The organism is Xanthomonas campestris pv. asclepiadis, assembly GCF_020784175.1.
GTDB lineage: Bacteria > Pseudomonadota > Gammaproteobacteria > Xanthomonadales > Xanthomonadaceae > Xanthomonas > Xanthomonas campestris_D.
Map to the genome: position 1 here is coordinate 1 of NZ_JAJGQM010000001.1, position 16,864 is coordinate 16,864.

Below are 16,864 nucleotides of genomic sequence, written 5' to 3' on the forward strand. Positions count from 1 at the left end.
GCGCGGCAAGCCCGCCGTGATCCGCTGCGACAACGGTCCTGAGTACATCAGTGGCGCGTTGCTGTCCTGGGCGCAGCGGCATGGCATCCGGGTCGAGCACATCCAGCCGGGCAAGCCGCAGCAGAACGCCTACGTTGAACGCTACAACCGCACCATCCGTTACGCCTGGCTCGCCCGAACCCTGTTCGACACCGTCGACCAGGTGCAGGACAAAGCCACCCGCTGGCTATGGACGTACAACCACGAGCGTCCGAATATGGCGCTCGGCGGCATCACGCCTGCCATGAAGTTGGCGATGGCCACTTAGCTCCACTTCTGGCGACCGCTAGAAGTGGGGGGATTACCGAGGCTCGCCGCCCTTCCGACGCTATTTCTCTGCCATTGGGGCGCGGGGCGGGGCACATCGAGATGTCGAGCAGCATGGCGCCCATCGCCCGTGGGCTGGGACTGCTGGAAGCCGAGGATGCCAAGCCGCATCGCGAGCCGCGTTCGGTCTCCGAGCTCGCGGAGGAGGCCAGCGACGAATGGGGAGTCGCTGTTCAAGCGGATTCCGGCTTGGCGAAAACACTCCACGTAACACTGGACCTGCTGCAGTGGATCAGGGAACGCGTGGCCGCCTTCGCCGAAGAGGCCCGGCTGCGCCCGGACCTCAACGAGCTGCTGCGTCGGCTGCGGCGCTTCAAGGCAGCGACCACGAAATTCGCCCGCCGGCTGCTGGCCGTGCGTCGCGCCGAGAAGCTGCACCACATGGCCGAGAACGCGTGGAACGACTTCGTTGCGAACAATCCCGAGCCCGGTCCGTCGTGGATGCAGGGGGACTGGAAGCAGCGGCGCGGGCGTCGGTTGAGCACCCTCGAAGCCCGAGTCACAGAGCTGGCCGATGCAAGGGCCAGGGTGAGCGCGGAGGAACAAGCGCTCTGCGAGAAAGAGGCGTTGGCCAGTGCGGCGCATCTGGAGGTGTGGAGCCGAGACATGCTCCAGCGCTATCCCTTGGCACTCGACATGGCGAATGAACCCGATGAGCCGCGTCCAAGCCCTGTCATCGTCGCACCTCCTGGGCCGGCCTACGTTCCCCGGCCGCCGCGCTTCCACTGAAACCAAAGAGCCCCGCAGTGCGGGGCTCAATGTTTATATGCTCTCGGTAGACTCAGTGAAGGGTCGGACGCTTCTTGCTGCGGACTGGGTCCAGGTGTGCGTCCTTGTTCTTCCGGCCCGCGCGCCATTCGTCTATCGATGGGAGCTCTCGAACAATGACAGCCTCGCGTGTGCGCACGGCCGGCGAGGGCCGAGGAGGAGCATGGTCCAACGATGAAGTGGCGTTGCTTCCGCCCGGGACGTTCTTCTGGCTGTAGACGATCAGTTCGCCAGCGGAGGCCCAGGCATTGCAAACATTTCGCTGGCGCGTGAGTGGCTCGTCCGAAAGGGTTTGGCTCATCAGCCCGGCGAGCAGTTGGCCAGCGATTTCGAGTTGTTTGGGATGGGTGGTCATGAAAACTCCTACGTGTGTGGGGAAGTCCTCATCCAACCAAGAATCGCCACTTCCGCAAGAGCTCGCTTCGAGCCGTATTTCACAAATTTGAATACGGGCGAAGATTTCAGCCTGCCTATGCCTATTTCTGACAAAGGAGCCGCCCCACCGAAGCGTCGGAACGGGGTTGACCCTGCTTGATGCGGGAAGGCGAGTGGGAAGGCGGACGGTGCAGGTGCCACTCCACTGGGGCTTGTCCAGGCCTCCAGCTATCGGAGACCAGCCCTAGTGCGAAGCCTTGAACCGCTGCCGTCCGCTTGGCTATGATCGGGTATCACGCGGGGTATCACAAAAGGTATCATTTTGGATCACCCGCCCCTGGGATAAGCTAGGAAAATCAATCGGTTGGCGCGAAGCGATTCTGTTCCCATCGCCCGCTCCATATCCGGCAGTGGCATCTGACGACCTTGTCCGCTGGGCCAGCGCGGATTGCTCGATATCCGATCCGTCCTAACTGAATTGCTTATCTTCTGGGCCGGTCGCTGCGCGATTGCGCTTACCCACTGACATGCAATTTCAGGGCGCAGCCCAGGCCTATTGCAGTCGATGGCAACGATTGGTTTTCAGCTGTCGGTTTTTAATCGCGGATCGGATGTTTTCGTCGGCTACAACCGATTGCTACGGTGCCACCGGACATAGCATTTAGTGTTTGGACCGGCATCGATTGCAGCACGCTTGGAGCGAATAACGCCAGTTGCGCGCTTCGCTATTTCCTTGCCCATGGTCAGGAACCTCCTGATTGAGCGGGTTCGCGGCGATGGGCATAGTGGCAGCCATCATCGAGCGAGCAGCATGACGACCACGCACCCTCAACTCATCGGCGCACTACTCAAGGGCATGCGACGCGCCGAATCCGCGCGTGCAGCCTCTATCGCGTATTGCGCCGGGTTGGCCGGGCAGATGAGTTCTGGTTATGGCACGCCGGACGATGCCGACAAGGTGCTGGAGATGTTCGCGCTGGACTCCGAGCAGATCCGCGAGCTGGGGCTGGTGGGCGTGGAAGAGCTGGGCGAGGCGGTCTGCCATGCCTGGTCCATCAACGCCGGCGAGCCGGATCGAGTGGATCAATGGTTTTCGGCACCCAGGGTCGAGTTCGTCGGCAAGCACTGCCGCGAACTGATCCGGGCCGGGCGCATCGGGCCGGTGCTGACCATGGCCCGCGAGCATGCCTTGTTGCGCCATCGCTGACCGCAGCCAGACTCGGGCGCGCCCTGCCGCTTTACGCTAGCCGGCGCAACGGCAATACTCGCTGACCCCTCCGACCTCAGTTTTGCCAATGCGCCAGGTTCCGCCCGCTTCACCCTCCGCCGCTGCCAAAGCCCAATTGCTGGAAGAGCTGCGCAAGCTCGAGCAGGAAGAAGCCCAGCTGAAGTATGCCCAGACGCTGGAAGCCTTCGACCAGGTGGTCGAGGTGCTGACCCAGTTTGGCAGCCGCTTCAATGCCAAGCAGAAGTCCCAGATCGCGTCGCTGGCGATGACCGGCAAATCCAAGGGGCCGTTGTCGTCCACGGGCGAAGTGGTGGCCAAATACTGGATTCCGCATTCCGGCGAGACCTGGTCCGGGCGCGGCCGTACACCGCGCGCGTTCAAGGCGTGGGAAGGCACCAGCTCCTACAAGGAATGGAAGGCCAATCATCCGGACAAGCGATTCCCGCTGTATCCGGGTTGAGTTTTTGCGTATTCAAGGTCTGGCTAAGGGCGCGGTGGTGTCCGGCGACCCACGGCCTTTGCGCACCGGGTTTTTATCGCCGTAAATGCCGCTGTATTCGAGCTGTTGCCGAATCATGTGATTGACGCTGGATGTGATCACGTTTGCCGATCTCGCCGCACTCTAGGCCTTAGACGGAAAGTTGCGCGTCCAGCTTGGTGCAGCGACGTGGTGGTTTGATACATTGCTGCGGTCAGCCAGCGGGTTTTTTGGATAGATGTACTCGAAGTGCGCGATTCCCGGGTGCGGTTGTTTCGAATTTTTGTCAATTCGTTGATTGGCTATCGATGATAACGATTGATGATTCGATACGTGTTGCGCCAGCCAGCATCGCCATATCAGTCGTTGATGCCAGACCACTGCCTCAAGCGCTTTAGCCGAAAAAGCAAAGCGAAGCGCTGTCTGCGATTGCGGCGTTGCCAGGAACGATTCTGCTTGCGCCGCGCTCGACGCGGATCTTGGGTGTTTCCAGCAGGGTTGTAATCGCACACGAAAAGCAGCGGCGGCGCTTGCATAGCGACAGCGCAGATCCGCTTCAAACAAAGCATCCAGCGCAAATGTCCAAGCAATAAAAAACCCGCTGCTCGCCGGAATTCCGGCAGGCAGCGGGTTTCGCTTATCGCTACAGGGCTACTGGTCGTTCTTGCACTCGAATACCGACACGCTGCGCGGCGGGGCCAGGAATTCGCTGGCGCCAGCTGGCATCATGTCCACTTCCAGGGCTTCGTCGGTCGAGAGTGCCAACTTCCAGTGCACCGGTTCGTCGGTCGAGGGCAGGGTGAAGGTCACGCCTTCGTGGTAGGCGTTGATGACGATCAACAAGGTGGCGTCGTTAGCCAGCTCCTTGACGCCGGAGGTCTGCGCCTTGCCTTCCAGCAGCAGTCCCACCGAGCGCGCGCCGGCGTCGGTCCAGTGCGCGTCGTCCATTTCGATCCCGCCCGGATTGAGCCAGGTGAGATCGCGCAGGCCCGCTTCTTCGTTGTACTGGCCGTTGAGGAAGCGGCCGCGCGACAGGATCGGATAGCGCTTGCGCAACTGCGTCAGCGCCTTGACGAAGTCGGTCAGGCGGCCATCGGTCGGGTCGTTTTCCCAATCCAGCCAGGTGATCTCGTTGTCCTGGCAATAGGTATTGTTGTTGCCGCCCTGCGACTGCGCACGCTCATCACCGGCGAGCATCATCGGCGTGCCCTGCGAGAGCAGCAGCGTGGCGAGCAGATTCTTCATCTGCCGCTCGCGGATCTGCAGCACGTCCGCATTGTCGGTGTCGCCTTCCTCGCCGTAATTGCAGGAGCCATCGTTGGACGAACCGTCGCGGTTGTCCTCGCCGTTGGCCATGTTGTGCTTTTCGTTGTAGCTCACCAGGTCGCGCAGGGTGAATCCATCGTGCGCGGTGATGAAGTTGACCGACGCCCACGGGCGACGACCGCGACGATCAAACAGATCGGCCGAGCCGGTAAAGCGCGTGGCGAATTCGGCGAGCTTGCCATCCTCGCCCTTCCAGAACTCGCGCGCGTTGTCGCGGAACTTGTCGTTCCATTCCGACCAGCCCGGCGGGAAGTGACCGACCTGGTAGCCGCCGGGGCCGCAGTCCCAGGGTTCGGCAATCAACTTGACCTCCGACAGCAGCGGATCCTGGTTGCACGCATCCAGGAAGCCGCCACGCTGATCGAAGCCGCTCGGCTCGCGCCCCAGGATCGTGGCCAGATCGAAGCGGAAGCCGTCCACATGCATCTCGCCGGCCCAGTAGCGCAGCGAATCGTTGACGAACTGGATCACCCGCGAATTACTCAAATTGAGCGTGTTACCAGTGCCGGTGTCGTTGATGTAGTAACGCTTGTCTTCGGCAAGGCGATAGTAGCTGGCGTTGTCAATGCCCTTGAACGACAGCGTCGGGCCCAGCTCACTGCCTTCGGCAGTGTGGTTGTAGACCACATCCAGGATCACTTCCAGGCCCTGCTTGTGCATGGCCTTGACCATGTCGCGGAATTCATCGCGATGCCCACTGGACAGGTAGCGCGACTTCAGCGCGAAGAAGCCGATGGTGTTGTAGCCCCAGTAATTGCGCAGGTCCTTGTCCAGCAGATGCTGGTCGTCTAGATACGCATGCACCGGCAACAGTTCGACTGCGGTGATGCCCAGGTCCTTGATGTATTGCAGTACCTGCGGCTGTGCCAGGCCGGCAAAGGTGCCACGCACGGCTTCGGGTACCTGCGGGTTGCGCATGGTGTAGCCACGCACATGGGTCTCGTAGATCACCGTCTCGTTCCACGGCGTGAGCAGGCGTGCGTCGTCTTCCCAGTCGTAGGTGTCTTCGACCACCACGCACTTGGGCATGAACGGTGCGCTATCGCGCTCGTCGAAGCTCAGGTCGCCGTCCGGGTGACCTACGGTGTAACCATAGAGTTCGTCCGCCCAGATCAGGTCGCCATCCATCTCGCGCGCATACGGGTCCATCAACAGCTTGTTGTGGTTGAAGCGGTGGCCTTCGGTTGGTTCATACGGGCCATGCACGCGGTAGCCGTAGCGCTGGCCGGGTTTGACGTCGGGCAGGTAGCCGTGCCAGATCTCGTTGGTGTACTCCGGAAGATCCACCCGCACTTCGGTGCCCTGTTCGTCGAACAGGCACAGCTCCACGCGCGTGGCATGCGCGGAAAACAATGCAAAATTGGTGCCCTGGCCATCGAAGACGGCGCCACGCGGAAACGGGCGTCCTTGGCGGATGCGGGAGGGGTTGGCGTAAGCCGCGCTTGCTGGACGTCGCATTGAGAGTCTCGGGTGCGCCGGCATGCCGGCATTGAGGGGACTCAAGCATTGCGGGTTCAGCTGTGCAAGACGCGTCACGACGACAGGGGGGCGGCGTGAGGGAGGTCGATACGGCGCGCGGCTGCCGATCATTCCTGGCGGTGGTGGCAAAACGAAGCATGCCGATGCGGGTGAGCTGACGCATTGAATCGAACGCATCTGGTGCGCTGCGTGTGCGATGGTCGCCAGACAACGCAGTACTGTGCAGCGCCTCTCCCGAAGCACGCATGCGCGTGCTTGAGCGCTGCGCAGCGGCCCTGCTAGCATCCAGCCGGTTGAAGCGACGCAGCGCACGCAGTCTCAGAGCTGCCTTGCTGGGTCGCTTCCGCTTCCCATTCTCGGGGCCGTCGCACACCCGTCGAATGCAACGTGCAGGGCAGGGATGCTGCCCGCCCGTGCAATCGACCGGCAGACCTACGGACTTGGGTCACTCCGTCATCAGACTCCGACCATGTCCAGGCCGCGCCGTACACCTGCCGCGATGAAAATCGCCATTCTTTCCCGCAACAGCAAGCTGTATTCGACCCGGCGGCTTATCGAGGCCGGGCGCAAGCGTGGCCACACCGTGCGCATCCTCGACCCGCTGCGCTGTTACATGCGCATCGCCGCCGACGGCTTCAGCCTGCACTACAAGGGCAAGCCGATCACCGGGTTCGACGCAGTGATCCCGCGCATCGGCGCATCGGTCACCCGCTATGCCACCGCCGTGTTGCGCCAGCTCGAATTCATGGGCACCTATACCCCCAACCCCTCCGACGCCATCCTGCGCTCGCGCGACAAGTTGCGCGCGCATCAGTTGCTGGCCGCGCAAGGCATCGACATGCCGGTGACCGTGTTCGGCGACAACCCGGACGACACCCAGGACCTGCTCTCCATGCTCGGCCCGCCGCCGCATGTGGTGAAGTTGAACGAGGGCGCGCAGGGCGCCGGGGTGATCCTCACCGAGAAGGCCAGCGCCTCGCGCGGCGTGGTCGAGGCGCTGCGCGGGCTCTACGCCAATTTCATCGTGCAGGAATTCATCGGCGAGGCCGAAGGCGCGGACCTGCGCTGCTTCGTGGTCGGTGACCAGGTCGTTGCCGCCATGCGCCGGCAGGCGGCCGAGGGCGACTTCCGTTCCAACCTGCATCTGGGCGGCAGCGCCGCGGTGGCCCAGGCGACCGAGCAGGAGCAGGAGGTCGCGGTCCGTTCCGCGCGTGCGCTGGGCCTGGCCGTGGCGGGCGTGGACCTGATCCGTTCCACGCGCGGGCCGCTGGTACTCGAGGTCAATTCGACACCCGGACTGGAGGGCGTGGAGGGGGTCTGCGAGGTGGACGTGGCGGCGGCGATCATCCAGCACCTGGAGCTGTCGGTCCGCTGATCGGGGCATCAGCTTTCTTATCGAAAATTTAACGAAAATCTAATCCTTTCCTCGCTAGCCTCACCCGACCGTAGCTCCGCTCTCGGCAGTGACGGTGATCGGGATGAACTTTTGGCCCAAGTGCGTTGTCGCACTTGGGCCTTTTTATGTGGCGGCTTGCTGCCCCCAGGCTTCGCGTCTACATTCGCTGATGTTAAATCGCTCAGGCACACAAGGAGGCGGCATGACAAGGCAAGTAAGCGTTAGATTGCTGCTTATTGTGGCCGGTCTCTTGAACAGCCCTGCCCATGCAGCGGTGGTCGATGTAGACAAGCGGTTCAAGCCGCAGGCGGAGCAGGTGCTGAGCGATCCGCACAAAGGCCAGAAGCACTCCGAGATCAGTCAGGGTGAGCGCGCTAAGGTGACAACGGCGCTCGATCGCATTGAGGCCGCGTTGGAGGCGCCGCCGGGTGTTACTGCCTTGCAGTCGAGCCAGGGCACAGCGTTGCAGAACGATCAGGAGCTCATCACCCAGATTTTGACCATGGCAGGCGAAGATGGTCGGCCAACCGCCGGCGCGCGCGTGCACCTGGTTCGCAGATCAGTACCAAGCAGTGTCTGAACGCCGCCGAGTGCCGCCCTCAGATGGCTGTGAGTCAACACAAAATTTCTCGGCGCCAGCGCCAAAAATTGCTTAACGAATGAGGTTCCAGTGCGAATTCTAGTAATCGAAGACAACAGCGATATCGCCGCCAATCTGGGCGACTATCTCGAAGACCGCGGTCACACGGTGGATTTTGCTGCCGATGGCGTGACCGGGCTGCATCTGGCCGTGGTGCATGAGTTCGACGCCATCGTGCTCGATCTCAACCTGCCTGGCATGGATGGCATCGAAGTGTGCCGCAAGCTGCGCAACGAAGCGCGCAAGCAGACCCCGGTGCTGATGCTCACCGCGCGCGATTCGCTGGACAACAAGCTGGCCGGTTTTGACTCCGGTGCGGACGACTATCTGATCAAGCCGTTTGCATTACAGGAAGTGGAAGTACGGCTCAATGCGCTGTCGCGTCGTGGCAAGGGCGTGCACACTCGCGTGCTGGAAACCGGCGATCTGGAATACAACCTGGACACGCTGGAAGTGCGTCGTCGCGGCAAGCTGCTGCAGCTCAACCCCACTGCGTTGAAGATCCTGCAGTCGCTGATGGAAGCCTCGCCGGCCGTGGTCACCCGCCAGGAGCTGGAAACCCGCGTCTGGGGCGAGGAGCTGCCGGATTCGGATTCGCTGCGCGTGCATATCCACGGCCTGCGCGCGGTGGTCGACAAGCCCTTCGACGTGCCGATGATCCAGACCCGTCACGGCATCGGTTATCGCATCGCCTCGCCCGATGCCTGAAAGCAATAACGGCGCGCGGCCCGCGCGCAAGCGCGGCCGCTACAGGCGGCGTCTGCGCAGTCGCATCATCCTGTCGTTCGTGTTGTTGGGCTTCTGCCTGACCACGCTGTTCGCCTTCGCCACCAACTGGGCGCGCTCGCGCGTGGAAAACCAGTTGGTCGAAGACGTGATGAACCGCAATATCGACGCCTTTGCGCAGCGCTTCTACTCCGACCCGCTGCGCAACCCCGACCTGCCGGTGCAGCAGATGCGCGGGCGCGTGGTCAAGAGCGACAAGTTCGACGCGCTGCGGCTGGAACAGCCGGAGTGGTACCAGCTGCCCGACGGCATCCACACCATTTCCGGCGTGGACGACAGCGGCAACGCGTATTCGTACAAGCTTGCGGTGCGCAAGACGCCGAGCGAGTGGTTTTTCCTCGCCTACGACATGACCCAGACGCTCAAGGGCGAGATCCAGCTCAAGCGCACGCTGATGCTCTCGGTGCTGGTGTTCAGCGGCTTTTCGCTGTTGATCGGCTGGTGGTCCGCCTCCAAGGTGATGCGCCCAGTGTCGGACCTGGCCGCGCGCCTGCGTGCCTACCGCGGCGGCACCAGCGAGCCCAAGCCGCTGGCCGCGCACTTCCCGGACGACGAAGTGGGTCAGCTCGCCGAAGCGCTGGACGATTACTCGGCCCGCCTCACCGAAGTAGTACAGCGCGACCGCGAATTCAACGCCGATGTCAGCCACGAATTGCGCACCCCGCTGGCGGTGATCCGCGGCGCCACCGAACTGCTGCTCACCAAGCCCAATCTCGACGAAAAGATGCTGCAGCGTCTGCAACGCATCCAGCGCGCCGAACTGCAGTGCAGCGACCTGATCGGCTCGCTGCTGCTGCTCTCGCGCAACGAGCGCGGGCAGGGCAGCAGCAATGTCGCCAAGGTGGCCGAACAGCTGATCGACGCCCACCGCGCCCAGCTCGGTGGCAAACCGCTGGAGCTGCTGCTGGAAGGCGAGCGCGACCTGGTCATCGACGCGCCCGAATCCGCTCTGTCGGTAGCACTGGGCAACCTGATCGGCAATGCGGTCAAGTACACCCAGGACGGCCAGGTGCGCGTGCGCGTGCTCGGCGATGCGGTGGAAGTGATCGACTCCGGCCCGGGCCTGAGCGAAGAGGACGCCGCCAAGCTGTTCCAGCGCGGTTACCGCGGCACCCACGCCGGCCACTCGCAAGGCGGCGGCATCGGCCTGTCGATCGTCAGCCGGCTGTGCGACCTCTACGGCTGGCGCGTCAGCGTGCGCCCAGGCCAGGAGCGCGGCGTCATCGCAACACTGGCGTTCCATCGCTAACCAACCACCCGCGCTTTTGTAGGAGCGCACTCGTGCGCGAGGGCTTTACCGACAATGCTTCACCCGGCGATTGATTGCAGTTCTGTAATCATGAAGCGCACCACCGTCCGCGACGGTCTCCCACCTTCTACCGCGTCCCTCGACCAGATCACAGACTGGCTTTCAGATCTTCCAGCGTGACGGCCAGCAGCATGGGATCCAGCGGGGAAGGTTCGAAGCCGATGCGCTCGTAAAACGCCTTGGCGTCCGCCGACAGTGCATGCACGAGCAGCCCGCGAATGCCAATGGTGTCGGCCGCATGCAGGATGCGCTTGCCAGCATCCTGCACAAGGGCGCGGCCAAACTCTCTGCCGTGCAGGGATTGGTCGACAGCAAGCCTGCCAAGCACCACCACGGGGATCGGATCCGGCATATTGCGACGGAAGCGGCCTGGCGTCGCGTCCATGGCGACCGCACTCGAGGCCAAGGCGTAATAGGCCACCACGCGTTCATCCTCGCAGGCAACGAAGGTCCGTGACGCACCGGTCGCCTGATTTTTCAGGGCGCGGCGCTTGAGCCAGTGGTCCAGGCTCTCCACGCCCGATGCGAACGGTTCGACCCGGTGATGTGCTGTCAGCGGTTCCGGCGCCGATACCGTCATGCCTTCTCCCAAGGAGCGGGGGTCTGCATCGTCTTGCGCAGGCGCGCGTTCGGCTGCGGCGGCATGTCCAGCCGTGCCAGAAAGGCGGCGTAGGCGTCCGGGCTGGCCGCGATAAGGGTCTGGTCCAGCAAGGCTTCCTCGGCAGCCGAGCGCGCCGCGTCCAGCACGAAATCGGTGCGGTTCTTCCCGCGCGCCTTGGCGGCCTGGTCGATCAGGTTGCGTTCCTCGGGCTTGATGCGGAGATTCAAGGTTTCGCGCTTGCCGGGCGTAGTGCTTGGCGTGGACATGGTGTTGCCTCCTGCAGGTCGATGTAGTGTAGCTCCTCCGTAATGTCGATGTCATTACGATGATGTGTCGCTCGTTCATTGCGAGGGCGCGCGCTCCACCGTCACCACCAATTCGCCCTCGCGCGCAGTGATCTGCAGCTTGCAGCCAACCGCAAACCCCAACTGCTCCAGCCAAATCCCGCGCAAGCGCACGCTGGGAATCCGCTGGCTGTGCGGCCGGCCGGGTTCGGCCTCGTAGAACGCATAACCCACCGTGCAGCGCGTGGGCGTGCGCGCCTTGCGGGGTGGGCGCGGCGGCAGATCGTCCACGCGGCGCTTGGGGCGATGGTCGAAGTCGAGGTTGTCCACATCGAACTTGGGCGACGGAACCAGCCGCACCGGCTGTGCATCGATCGCGTGCTCAGCTGGCTTGGCGGTACCGGTGCGTTTGGCAGTCGGTTTGGAGCGCTTGGCGGTTGAAGACCGGGCCCGGCTCATCGCCTCACCTCCGTCAGCACCACGGAGCGACGACGCCCACCAATCTGCAGTATCGATACATTTGCCATGACGACGCCTCCTTCGAAGAACAGGCACCGTCGCCGGCCGGCGACGGGATGTCGGGAGGTTAGAAACCGCTCATAGCCGGCGGGCGTATTCCTCCCGAAGGAGTGTTGTATTAGCCGCCCTCCCGACGCAGGCATCGCGTCGGCTTGCGCCTGCGAACAGGCACAAAAAACCCACCAGTTTGACGGAGGTGGGTACCGCTATGAGAGGAGTTTCTACGCTCCTTGAGGCAGAGGTTGCTACTGGTTGTTTGCAATGTCAATTGCAGGGAAGTAAATCAGGCGAAAGGTGACTTTCCTGATTCGGTATTCGAATGCATCATGCTATTAGTGGCGCATGCCACATGTACCGGCAGGCTTGCTGTGCAAGAGCATTGGATTCCATGCATTGCATCCAAACCATTTTTCACTGCCGGTAATGGTGGCCGGTTGGCTGTGGCTCATATCGAATGCGGGAGTGTCACACGTTAGTTCTCGATTCGATGTGTTTGAAGCGCCGCTCTATAAGTCGCATCCAGTCGTTGCGCGTGTTGCGCCAACTGGTCCGTATTGCCCTCATTGCTTGCCACATCATCGGCAATGGCCAGTCGTTGTGCGCGAGAGGTTTGTGCTGCAATCATCTGATCGGCAAGGGCTGACGTACTGCCGTCGCGCTGCATCAGGCGGGCGTGTTGAAGCGCAACCGGTACATCGACGACCAGGATGCGGTCGAGCCAGGGATAGGTCGCCCGTGCCCCTGCTTCAGCGAGTAATGGGATTGCCACGACGGCGTATGGGTGATTGGCCGCTTTCGCCGCGCGCTGCAATTCGGTGCGAATGGCAGGATGGGTGATCGCTTCGAGCGCCTTCCGCTCGGTTGGATTGGCGAAGACGATTTTGCGTAAGGCTTGCCGATCCAGCGTGCCATCCGGCAACAAAATGCCCTGGCCAAAGCGGTTCGTGATGGCATCGAGTATGGGACCAGGCGCCACCACCTGCCGCGCCACGATATCCGCATCGATCACCGGCACGCCCAGCTTCTCGAACTCGGCGGCCAGGGCGCTCTTGCCGGATGCGATGCCGCCGGTCAGGCCGACGATGAAGTCGCTCATCGCCGTGCCCGGGTCAACGCAGGCCTGCGAAGTGCAGGTAACCGTCGACTATATCGTTGCCCCAGAAGAACACCACCCAGCCGGCGATGGCCAGGTAGGGGCCGAACGGGATCGGGGTGGCACGGTCGCGGCCCTTGGCCACCAGCCAGATCGAGCCGAGGATGGCGCCGACCAGCGAGGAAATCAGGATGATCGGCAGGATGCCTTTCAGCCCACACCAGGCACCGAGCGCGGCCAGCAACTTGAAGTCGCCGTGGCCCATGCCTTCCTTGCCGGTGAGCTGCTTGAACAGCCACCACACCGTCCACAGCGAGACATAGCCCACCGCCGCGCCCAGCAGGGCAGGCTTGGCCGGCATGTAGAGGTTGTCCATCGAGCCGACCAGGCCCAGCCACATCAGCGGCAAGGTCAACTGGTCCGGCAGCAGCTTGTGGCGCAGGTCGATGCCCGACATCGCCACCAGGAAGCAGCTCAGCACAATCGCGCCGAAGCCCTGCCAGCCGAAGCCGAAGCGCCAGACGCTGGCAACGCATAGGATCGAGGTCAGCAACTCCACCAGCGGATACTGGAGGGAGATCGGCTTGCCGCTGTAGCGCGATTTGCCGCGCAGCATCAGCCAGCTGAAGAGCGGGATGTTCTCCCACCACTTGAGCTTGTCGCCGGTGACCGGGTCATGTGACGGCTCCACCACGATCCCTGGCGGCGGTGGCTCATAGATGTCCGGCAGCTCCAGGATCTCGCGCGCATCGCGCCGCCAATGCCACTCCATGCGCTTGGGCAAGCGCAGGATCACCACGTTCAGGAAGCTGCCGATCAGCAGTCCCAGTCCGGCCGCGGCGGGAAAGCCGAGACCGGGATGCTGGTCGAGAAATGCCATTACGTCTTAACCCACCACTGCGCCAAGTTTGAAGATCGGAAGATACATGCCGATGACCATGCCGCCTACGATGGTGCCGATGAATATCATGATCATAGGCTCAAGCAGGCTGCTCAGTGCATCGACGGCATTGTTGACTTCTTGCTCAAAGTATTCAGCGACCTTGAACAGCATGGCATCCAGCGCACCGGCCTCTTCGCCAATCGCAGTCATCTGAATCACCATGTGCGGAAAGAGGTTTACTTGCTTCATCGACAGATTGACAGGGTAGCCCACCGATACGTCGTCTCGCATCCGCAGGACTACTTCCTCGTAGACCTTGTTACCCGTCGCGCCTGCGACGATTCCCAGCGCTTCGACCAACGGAACGCCTGCCTTGAAGGTAACGGCGGTTGTTCGTGCGAATCGGGCAATCGAACTGTCGTGCATGATCTTGCCAATGACCGGCACCTTTAGAACTAGACGATCAAACAGGTGTTGCATTCGGGGTGAGCGCTTGTAGGCCATGGTCAGCCCTACCGCCGACCCAACGATCACCAGCAAGATTGGGAGCCACCAGGAAACCATGAATCGTGAAAGATTCACGATCATTTGGGTGAATGCAGGTAATTCCGCACCGAAGCTGGAGAATACTGTCTCGAACTGTGGTACCACCCAAATCAGCAATATGGAACTGACGATCAACGCTACTGCCATCACCATTGCAGGATAAAAGAGGGCTTTCTTGATCTTGCCCTTCAGTGCTTCGATATTTTCCTTATAGGTCGCCACAGTATCCAGCACGGTATCCAGCACGCCGGCGCTTTCGCCGGCACGGACCAGGTTGCGATAAAGCTCGTCAAACTGCACCGGATGTCTGCTAATCGCTTCATTGAGCGATGATCCGCCCTCGATGTCGGTACGGATTTCGCCAACCATCTTTCGCATGCGGGGATTTTTGGAGCCCTCGCCGATGATTTCCAGGGTGCCGACCATCGGGACACCGGATTTCATCATGGTCGCAATCTGGCGACTGAAAAATGCGATGTCCTTAGGTTTGATCGGCTTGCCGGTTGCGCCAAACAGCGGCTTGGGTTTTGTTTTGACAACAGTGGGATTGATCCCCCTGCGGCGGAGTTCGGCGCGCAGCATGTTTGCATTGCGAGCCAGCTCATCCCCCTTCATTTTGACGCCGCGCTTGTCTGTCCCCTCCCAGACGAAAGACGTCATCGCATTTACCCGATTGGCGGGTTTAGCCCCCTTCTTCACGGTACTGCCCAGTGCTGACATTGCCAAGTCTCCCCACGGCACCCCATGCCGGTGTATGTGATGATGATAGCGGGTCACGCACGTGCTGGCACGAGCAACGATATGCCGTCATCCTTCTCTTCAGTGCAAACCTTGCTGGCCATGCTCCGCCGCGTAAGCGTTGATTTCTTTGAGCATTGCGCGCAGAGCGGCGCCGCGTGATGCGCCCTCCAGCTCGCTTATTTGGGTGTACCGCGCGCGGCGCATAACATCCCAGAATGCGCCTTTGGCGGAATCGAGCTCACCCGCTCGGAGAAGAAGTTTCACATGAAATAGTGCAATGGTCGGATCCGGGCTCCGCGACCAGGCAACCCTTGTCTGTCTGAGAGCATCACGCCAGTCTCCCGCTTGGTCATGCGCAAGGGCTGCGTTGTAACGGAGGGACCATTTCGCTTGGGAGGACTCGCGCTGTCCCGTCGCCCGTGCAAGGACATCTTCGATCGTCTCGGCTATCACCGCCGAGGTGACGCGGCCGCAGCCATTACGTGCATGGATCTCCATGAGGTTGGAAATGGCGTAGGGCAGCACCGGATTGATGAAGGCTGGGGACTGACGTCCGGCTTGCCGCAGAAGTTCGGGATCGCTGTCGCTTTTCAGATGACAGTTCAGCACAGTGAGCTCCACCTTTCCAATCGTAGCAAGCGCAGGGTCCGCGTTGGCGGCCAACTGCTCGAAGACCCGATACGTATCTCCGATTAGCCCTGCCTGCATCGCCGCAAAACCGAAGGCGACGTGAGCTCGTGCCGAATTTGGGTGGGTTTCGATCGCTGTCAAACTGATGCCCAGTGAGGTCTGCCAGACCATGACCCTCTGCCATGTCTGGATGCTCAGCACCATGATGAATCCGCCGGCCAGGGTCCACCCCAGCATACGGACCTTCATCCCCGACTTGTCCAGGTGACGAAGCGCGGCTGCGGCGAGGTCGATGAGCATGAGCCAGAGGCCGAATTGAGGCAGGTAGTTGCGATGCTCATAGTAGAGCTCGATCGGCACGATGCTTGCTTCGACCGAGTGCGCCACCAGAAACCAGAACCAGCCGACGAACGTCGCCGGAAGGCGCTTGCGCACGCGCCAGGCAACCACACTGATCAGAATGAGCCCGGCGACCGAGAGCAGGGTCGACACTGGGCTGAGCAGGCTGCTTGAGATGGCGATATCGTCGTTATAAATGCCCATCGCCGGCGAGTAAGGAGCGACGAGCATGCGCAGGTACTGCCAGAGCACCCGTGGCTCGGTCAGCAGTCGCTCGGTAGGGGTCATGCCCCACTCAAGCATGGCAGCCTCAAGTGGCTGCCAGTAGTGGTGCAGTACCAGCGGGAGGGCCAGTAGCGGTACTGCGACGAATACCAGATAGAAACTTTTCAATACCCAGGGCCAGTCGCGCGGCTCCTGGAACCACCCGAGCTCGACCACCAGGCACAGCCCGATGAGCACTACGGCACTCTGTTTGCCCTGGATGCCTAGCAGGGTCAGCAGTGGAATGCCGAGGAATTGAAGTACCAGGGCTTGGGTTGCCTTAAGGCGCCCTGCCAGCATGCGGTTGCGGATGGTTGCGTAGAGTGTCACTCCCAATAAAGGGAATATGGCGGCGATTTCGCTCATGCGCTGCACGACATACAGCACCGTGCTGACATTTATCGGGTGCAGCAGCCAGAGGCTGCAGATCAGTGCGGCGATCAGCCCGGCATGACCTGCGAGGTTGCGATCGCGGGCAAGGAGGCGGCGGAACAAGACATAGGCGATCCAGGCGCATAACAAATGCCCGAGTAGATTGCCTAGCTTGAGGGAGGTGCTGGAGTCGCCGCCGATGGCGACATTCAATGCCAGGCTGGCCATGGCAAGCGAGCGATGGAGCAGCCAGTTACCGTTGCCGGCGGCCATGTCCCAGAAGCCGATCTGTCCCTGATGCCAGGATTGCACCAATAGCAGATGCTGCTGATCGTCCATCAGGAAAGGACCATTTAGCCCCGGCCAGTAAAGTATGGCGGTCAACAGCGTCATGCCGAGCAGCAAGATTGTCGGATTACGGGATATCTTGTCCATTGGCAT

General features: G+C 61.7%; 17 protein-coding genes. 8 read left to right on the forward strand and 9 right to left on the reverse strand.

Features of this window, described 5'->3' with window-relative positions; all coding sequences use genetic code 11:
* The coding region (locus tag LL972_RS00005; protein WP_228325876.1) for an integrase core domain-containing protein at positions 1–307 on the forward strand (307 nt) is incomplete at its 5' end.
* Positions 229–1,095, forward strand: a complete 867-nt coding sequence (locus LL972_RS00010; RefSeq protein WP_429002099.1) for a hypothetical protein — start codon at positions 229–231, stop codon at positions 1,093–1,095. The genes LL972_RS00005 and LL972_RS00010, both read left to right, overlap by 79 nt.
* A 52-nt stretch (positions 1,096–1,147) precedes the next feature.
* On the opposite strand, the gene LL972_RS00015 is transcribed toward LL972_RS00010, so the two are convergent.
* Entirely contained in the window at positions 1,148–1,489 is a 342-nt protein-coding gene (locus LL972_RS00015) for a hypothetical protein (RefSeq protein ID WP_228325877.1), read from the reverse strand.
* A gap of 831 nt (positions 1,490–2,320) precedes the next feature.
* Here LL972_RS00015 and LL972_RS00020 point away from each other — a divergent pair.
* Both LL972_RS00020 and LL972_RS00025 read left to right on the forward strand, forming a co-directional pair.
* The gene (locus LL972_RS00020) at positions 2,321–2,716 is read left to right on the forward strand and encodes a hypothetical protein (protein WP_228325878.1); all 396 of its coding nucleotides are present in this window, start codon (positions 2,321–2,323) and stop codon (positions 2,714–2,716) included.
* Between the two features lie 88 nt (positions 2,717–2,804).
* The gene (locus tag LL972_RS00025) at positions 2,805–3,197 is read left to right on the forward strand and encodes an H-NS family nucleoid-associated regulatory protein (protein WP_023904915.1); all 393 of its coding nucleotides are present in this window, start codon (positions 2,805–2,807) and stop codon (positions 3,195–3,197) included.
* A 669-nt stretch (positions 3,198–3,866) separates the two neighbouring features.
* Here LL972_RS00025 and glgX read toward each other — a convergent pair.
* Complete coding sequence (gene glgX / locus LL972_RS00030; protein ID WP_228325879.1) at positions 3,867–5,999, reverse strand: glycogen debranching protein GlgX; 2,133 nt, start codon at positions 5,997–5,999, stop codon at positions 3,867–3,869.
* Positions 6,000–6,489: 490 nt separating this feature from the next.
* Between glgX and rimK the strand changes: the two genes are divergently transcribed.
* The 4 genes from rimK (at position 6,490) to LL972_RS00050 (ending at position 10,091) form a co-directional block, all read left to right on the forward strand.
* Positions 6,490–7,395: a 30S ribosomal protein S6--L-glutamate ligase gene (gene rimK, locus LL972_RS00035; RefSeq protein WP_228325880.1), complete on the forward strand. Its 906-nt coding sequence runs from the start codon at positions 6,490–6,492 to the stop codon at positions 7,393–7,395.
* A 223-nt stretch (positions 7,396–7,618) separates the two neighbouring features.
* Entirely contained in the window at positions 7,619–7,996 is a 378-nt protein-coding gene (locus tag LL972_RS00040) for a hypothetical protein (protein ID WP_228325881.1), read from the forward strand.
* A gap of 90 nt (positions 7,997–8,086) precedes the next feature.
* Entirely contained in the window at positions 8,087–8,764 is a 678-nt protein-coding gene (locus tag LL972_RS00045) for a response regulator transcription factor (protein ID WP_006448355.1), read from the forward strand.
* Positions 8,757–10,091, forward strand: a complete 1,335-nt coding sequence (locus LL972_RS00050) for a sensor histidine kinase (RefSeq protein WP_228325882.1) — start codon at positions 8,757–8,759, stop codon at positions 10,089–10,091. The genes LL972_RS00045 and LL972_RS00050 overlap by 8 nt, the downstream gene beginning before the upstream one ends.
* Positions 10,092–10,239: 148 nt before the next feature.
* Here LL972_RS00050 and LL972_RS00055 read toward each other — a convergent pair whose 3' ends face one another.
* The 7 genes from LL972_RS00055 to LL972_RS00085 form a co-directional block, all read right to left on the reverse strand.
* Entirely contained in the window at positions 10,240–10,731 is a 492-nt protein-coding gene (locus tag LL972_RS00055) for a GNAT family N-acetyltransferase (RefSeq protein WP_228325883.1), read from the reverse strand.
* Positions 10,728–11,018, reverse strand: coding sequence for a DUF1778 domain-containing protein (locus LL972_RS00060; RefSeq protein WP_228325884.1), 291 nt, complete (start codon positions 11,016–11,018; stop codon positions 10,728–10,730). Before LL972_RS00060 ends, LL972_RS00055 begins: the two co-directional genes overlap by 4 nt.
* Before the next feature lie 75 nt (positions 11,019–11,093).
* Positions 11,094–11,495, reverse strand: coding sequence for a SymE family type I addiction module toxin (locus LL972_RS00065; RefSeq protein ID WP_228325885.1), 402 nt, complete (start codon positions 11,493–11,495; stop codon positions 11,094–11,096).
* 532 nt (positions 11,496–12,027) lie between these two features.
* Positions 12,028–12,651, reverse strand: a complete 624-nt coding sequence (gene coaE, locus LL972_RS00070) for a dephospho-CoA kinase (RefSeq protein WP_228325886.1) — start codon at positions 12,649–12,651, stop codon at positions 12,028–12,030.
* Between the two features lie 13 nt (positions 12,652–12,664).
* Positions 12,665–13,528, reverse strand: coding sequence for a prepilin peptidase (locus LL972_RS00075; RefSeq protein WP_228325887.1), 864 nt, complete (start codon positions 13,526–13,528; stop codon positions 12,665–12,667).
* A 6-nt stretch (positions 13,529–13,534) separates the two neighbouring features.
* The gene (locus tag LL972_RS00080) at positions 13,535–14,797 is read right to left on the reverse strand and encodes a type II secretion system F family protein (protein WP_323134196.1); all 1,263 of its coding nucleotides are present in this window, start codon (positions 14,795–14,797) and stop codon (positions 13,535–13,537) included.
* Positions 14,798–14,896: 99 nt separating this feature from the next.
* Positions 14,897–16,858, reverse strand: coding sequence for a hypothetical protein (locus LL972_RS00085; RefSeq protein WP_228325888.1), 1,962 nt, complete (start codon positions 16,856–16,858; stop codon positions 14,897–14,899).
* Between the last annotated feature and the right edge of the window lie 6 nt (positions 16,859–16,864).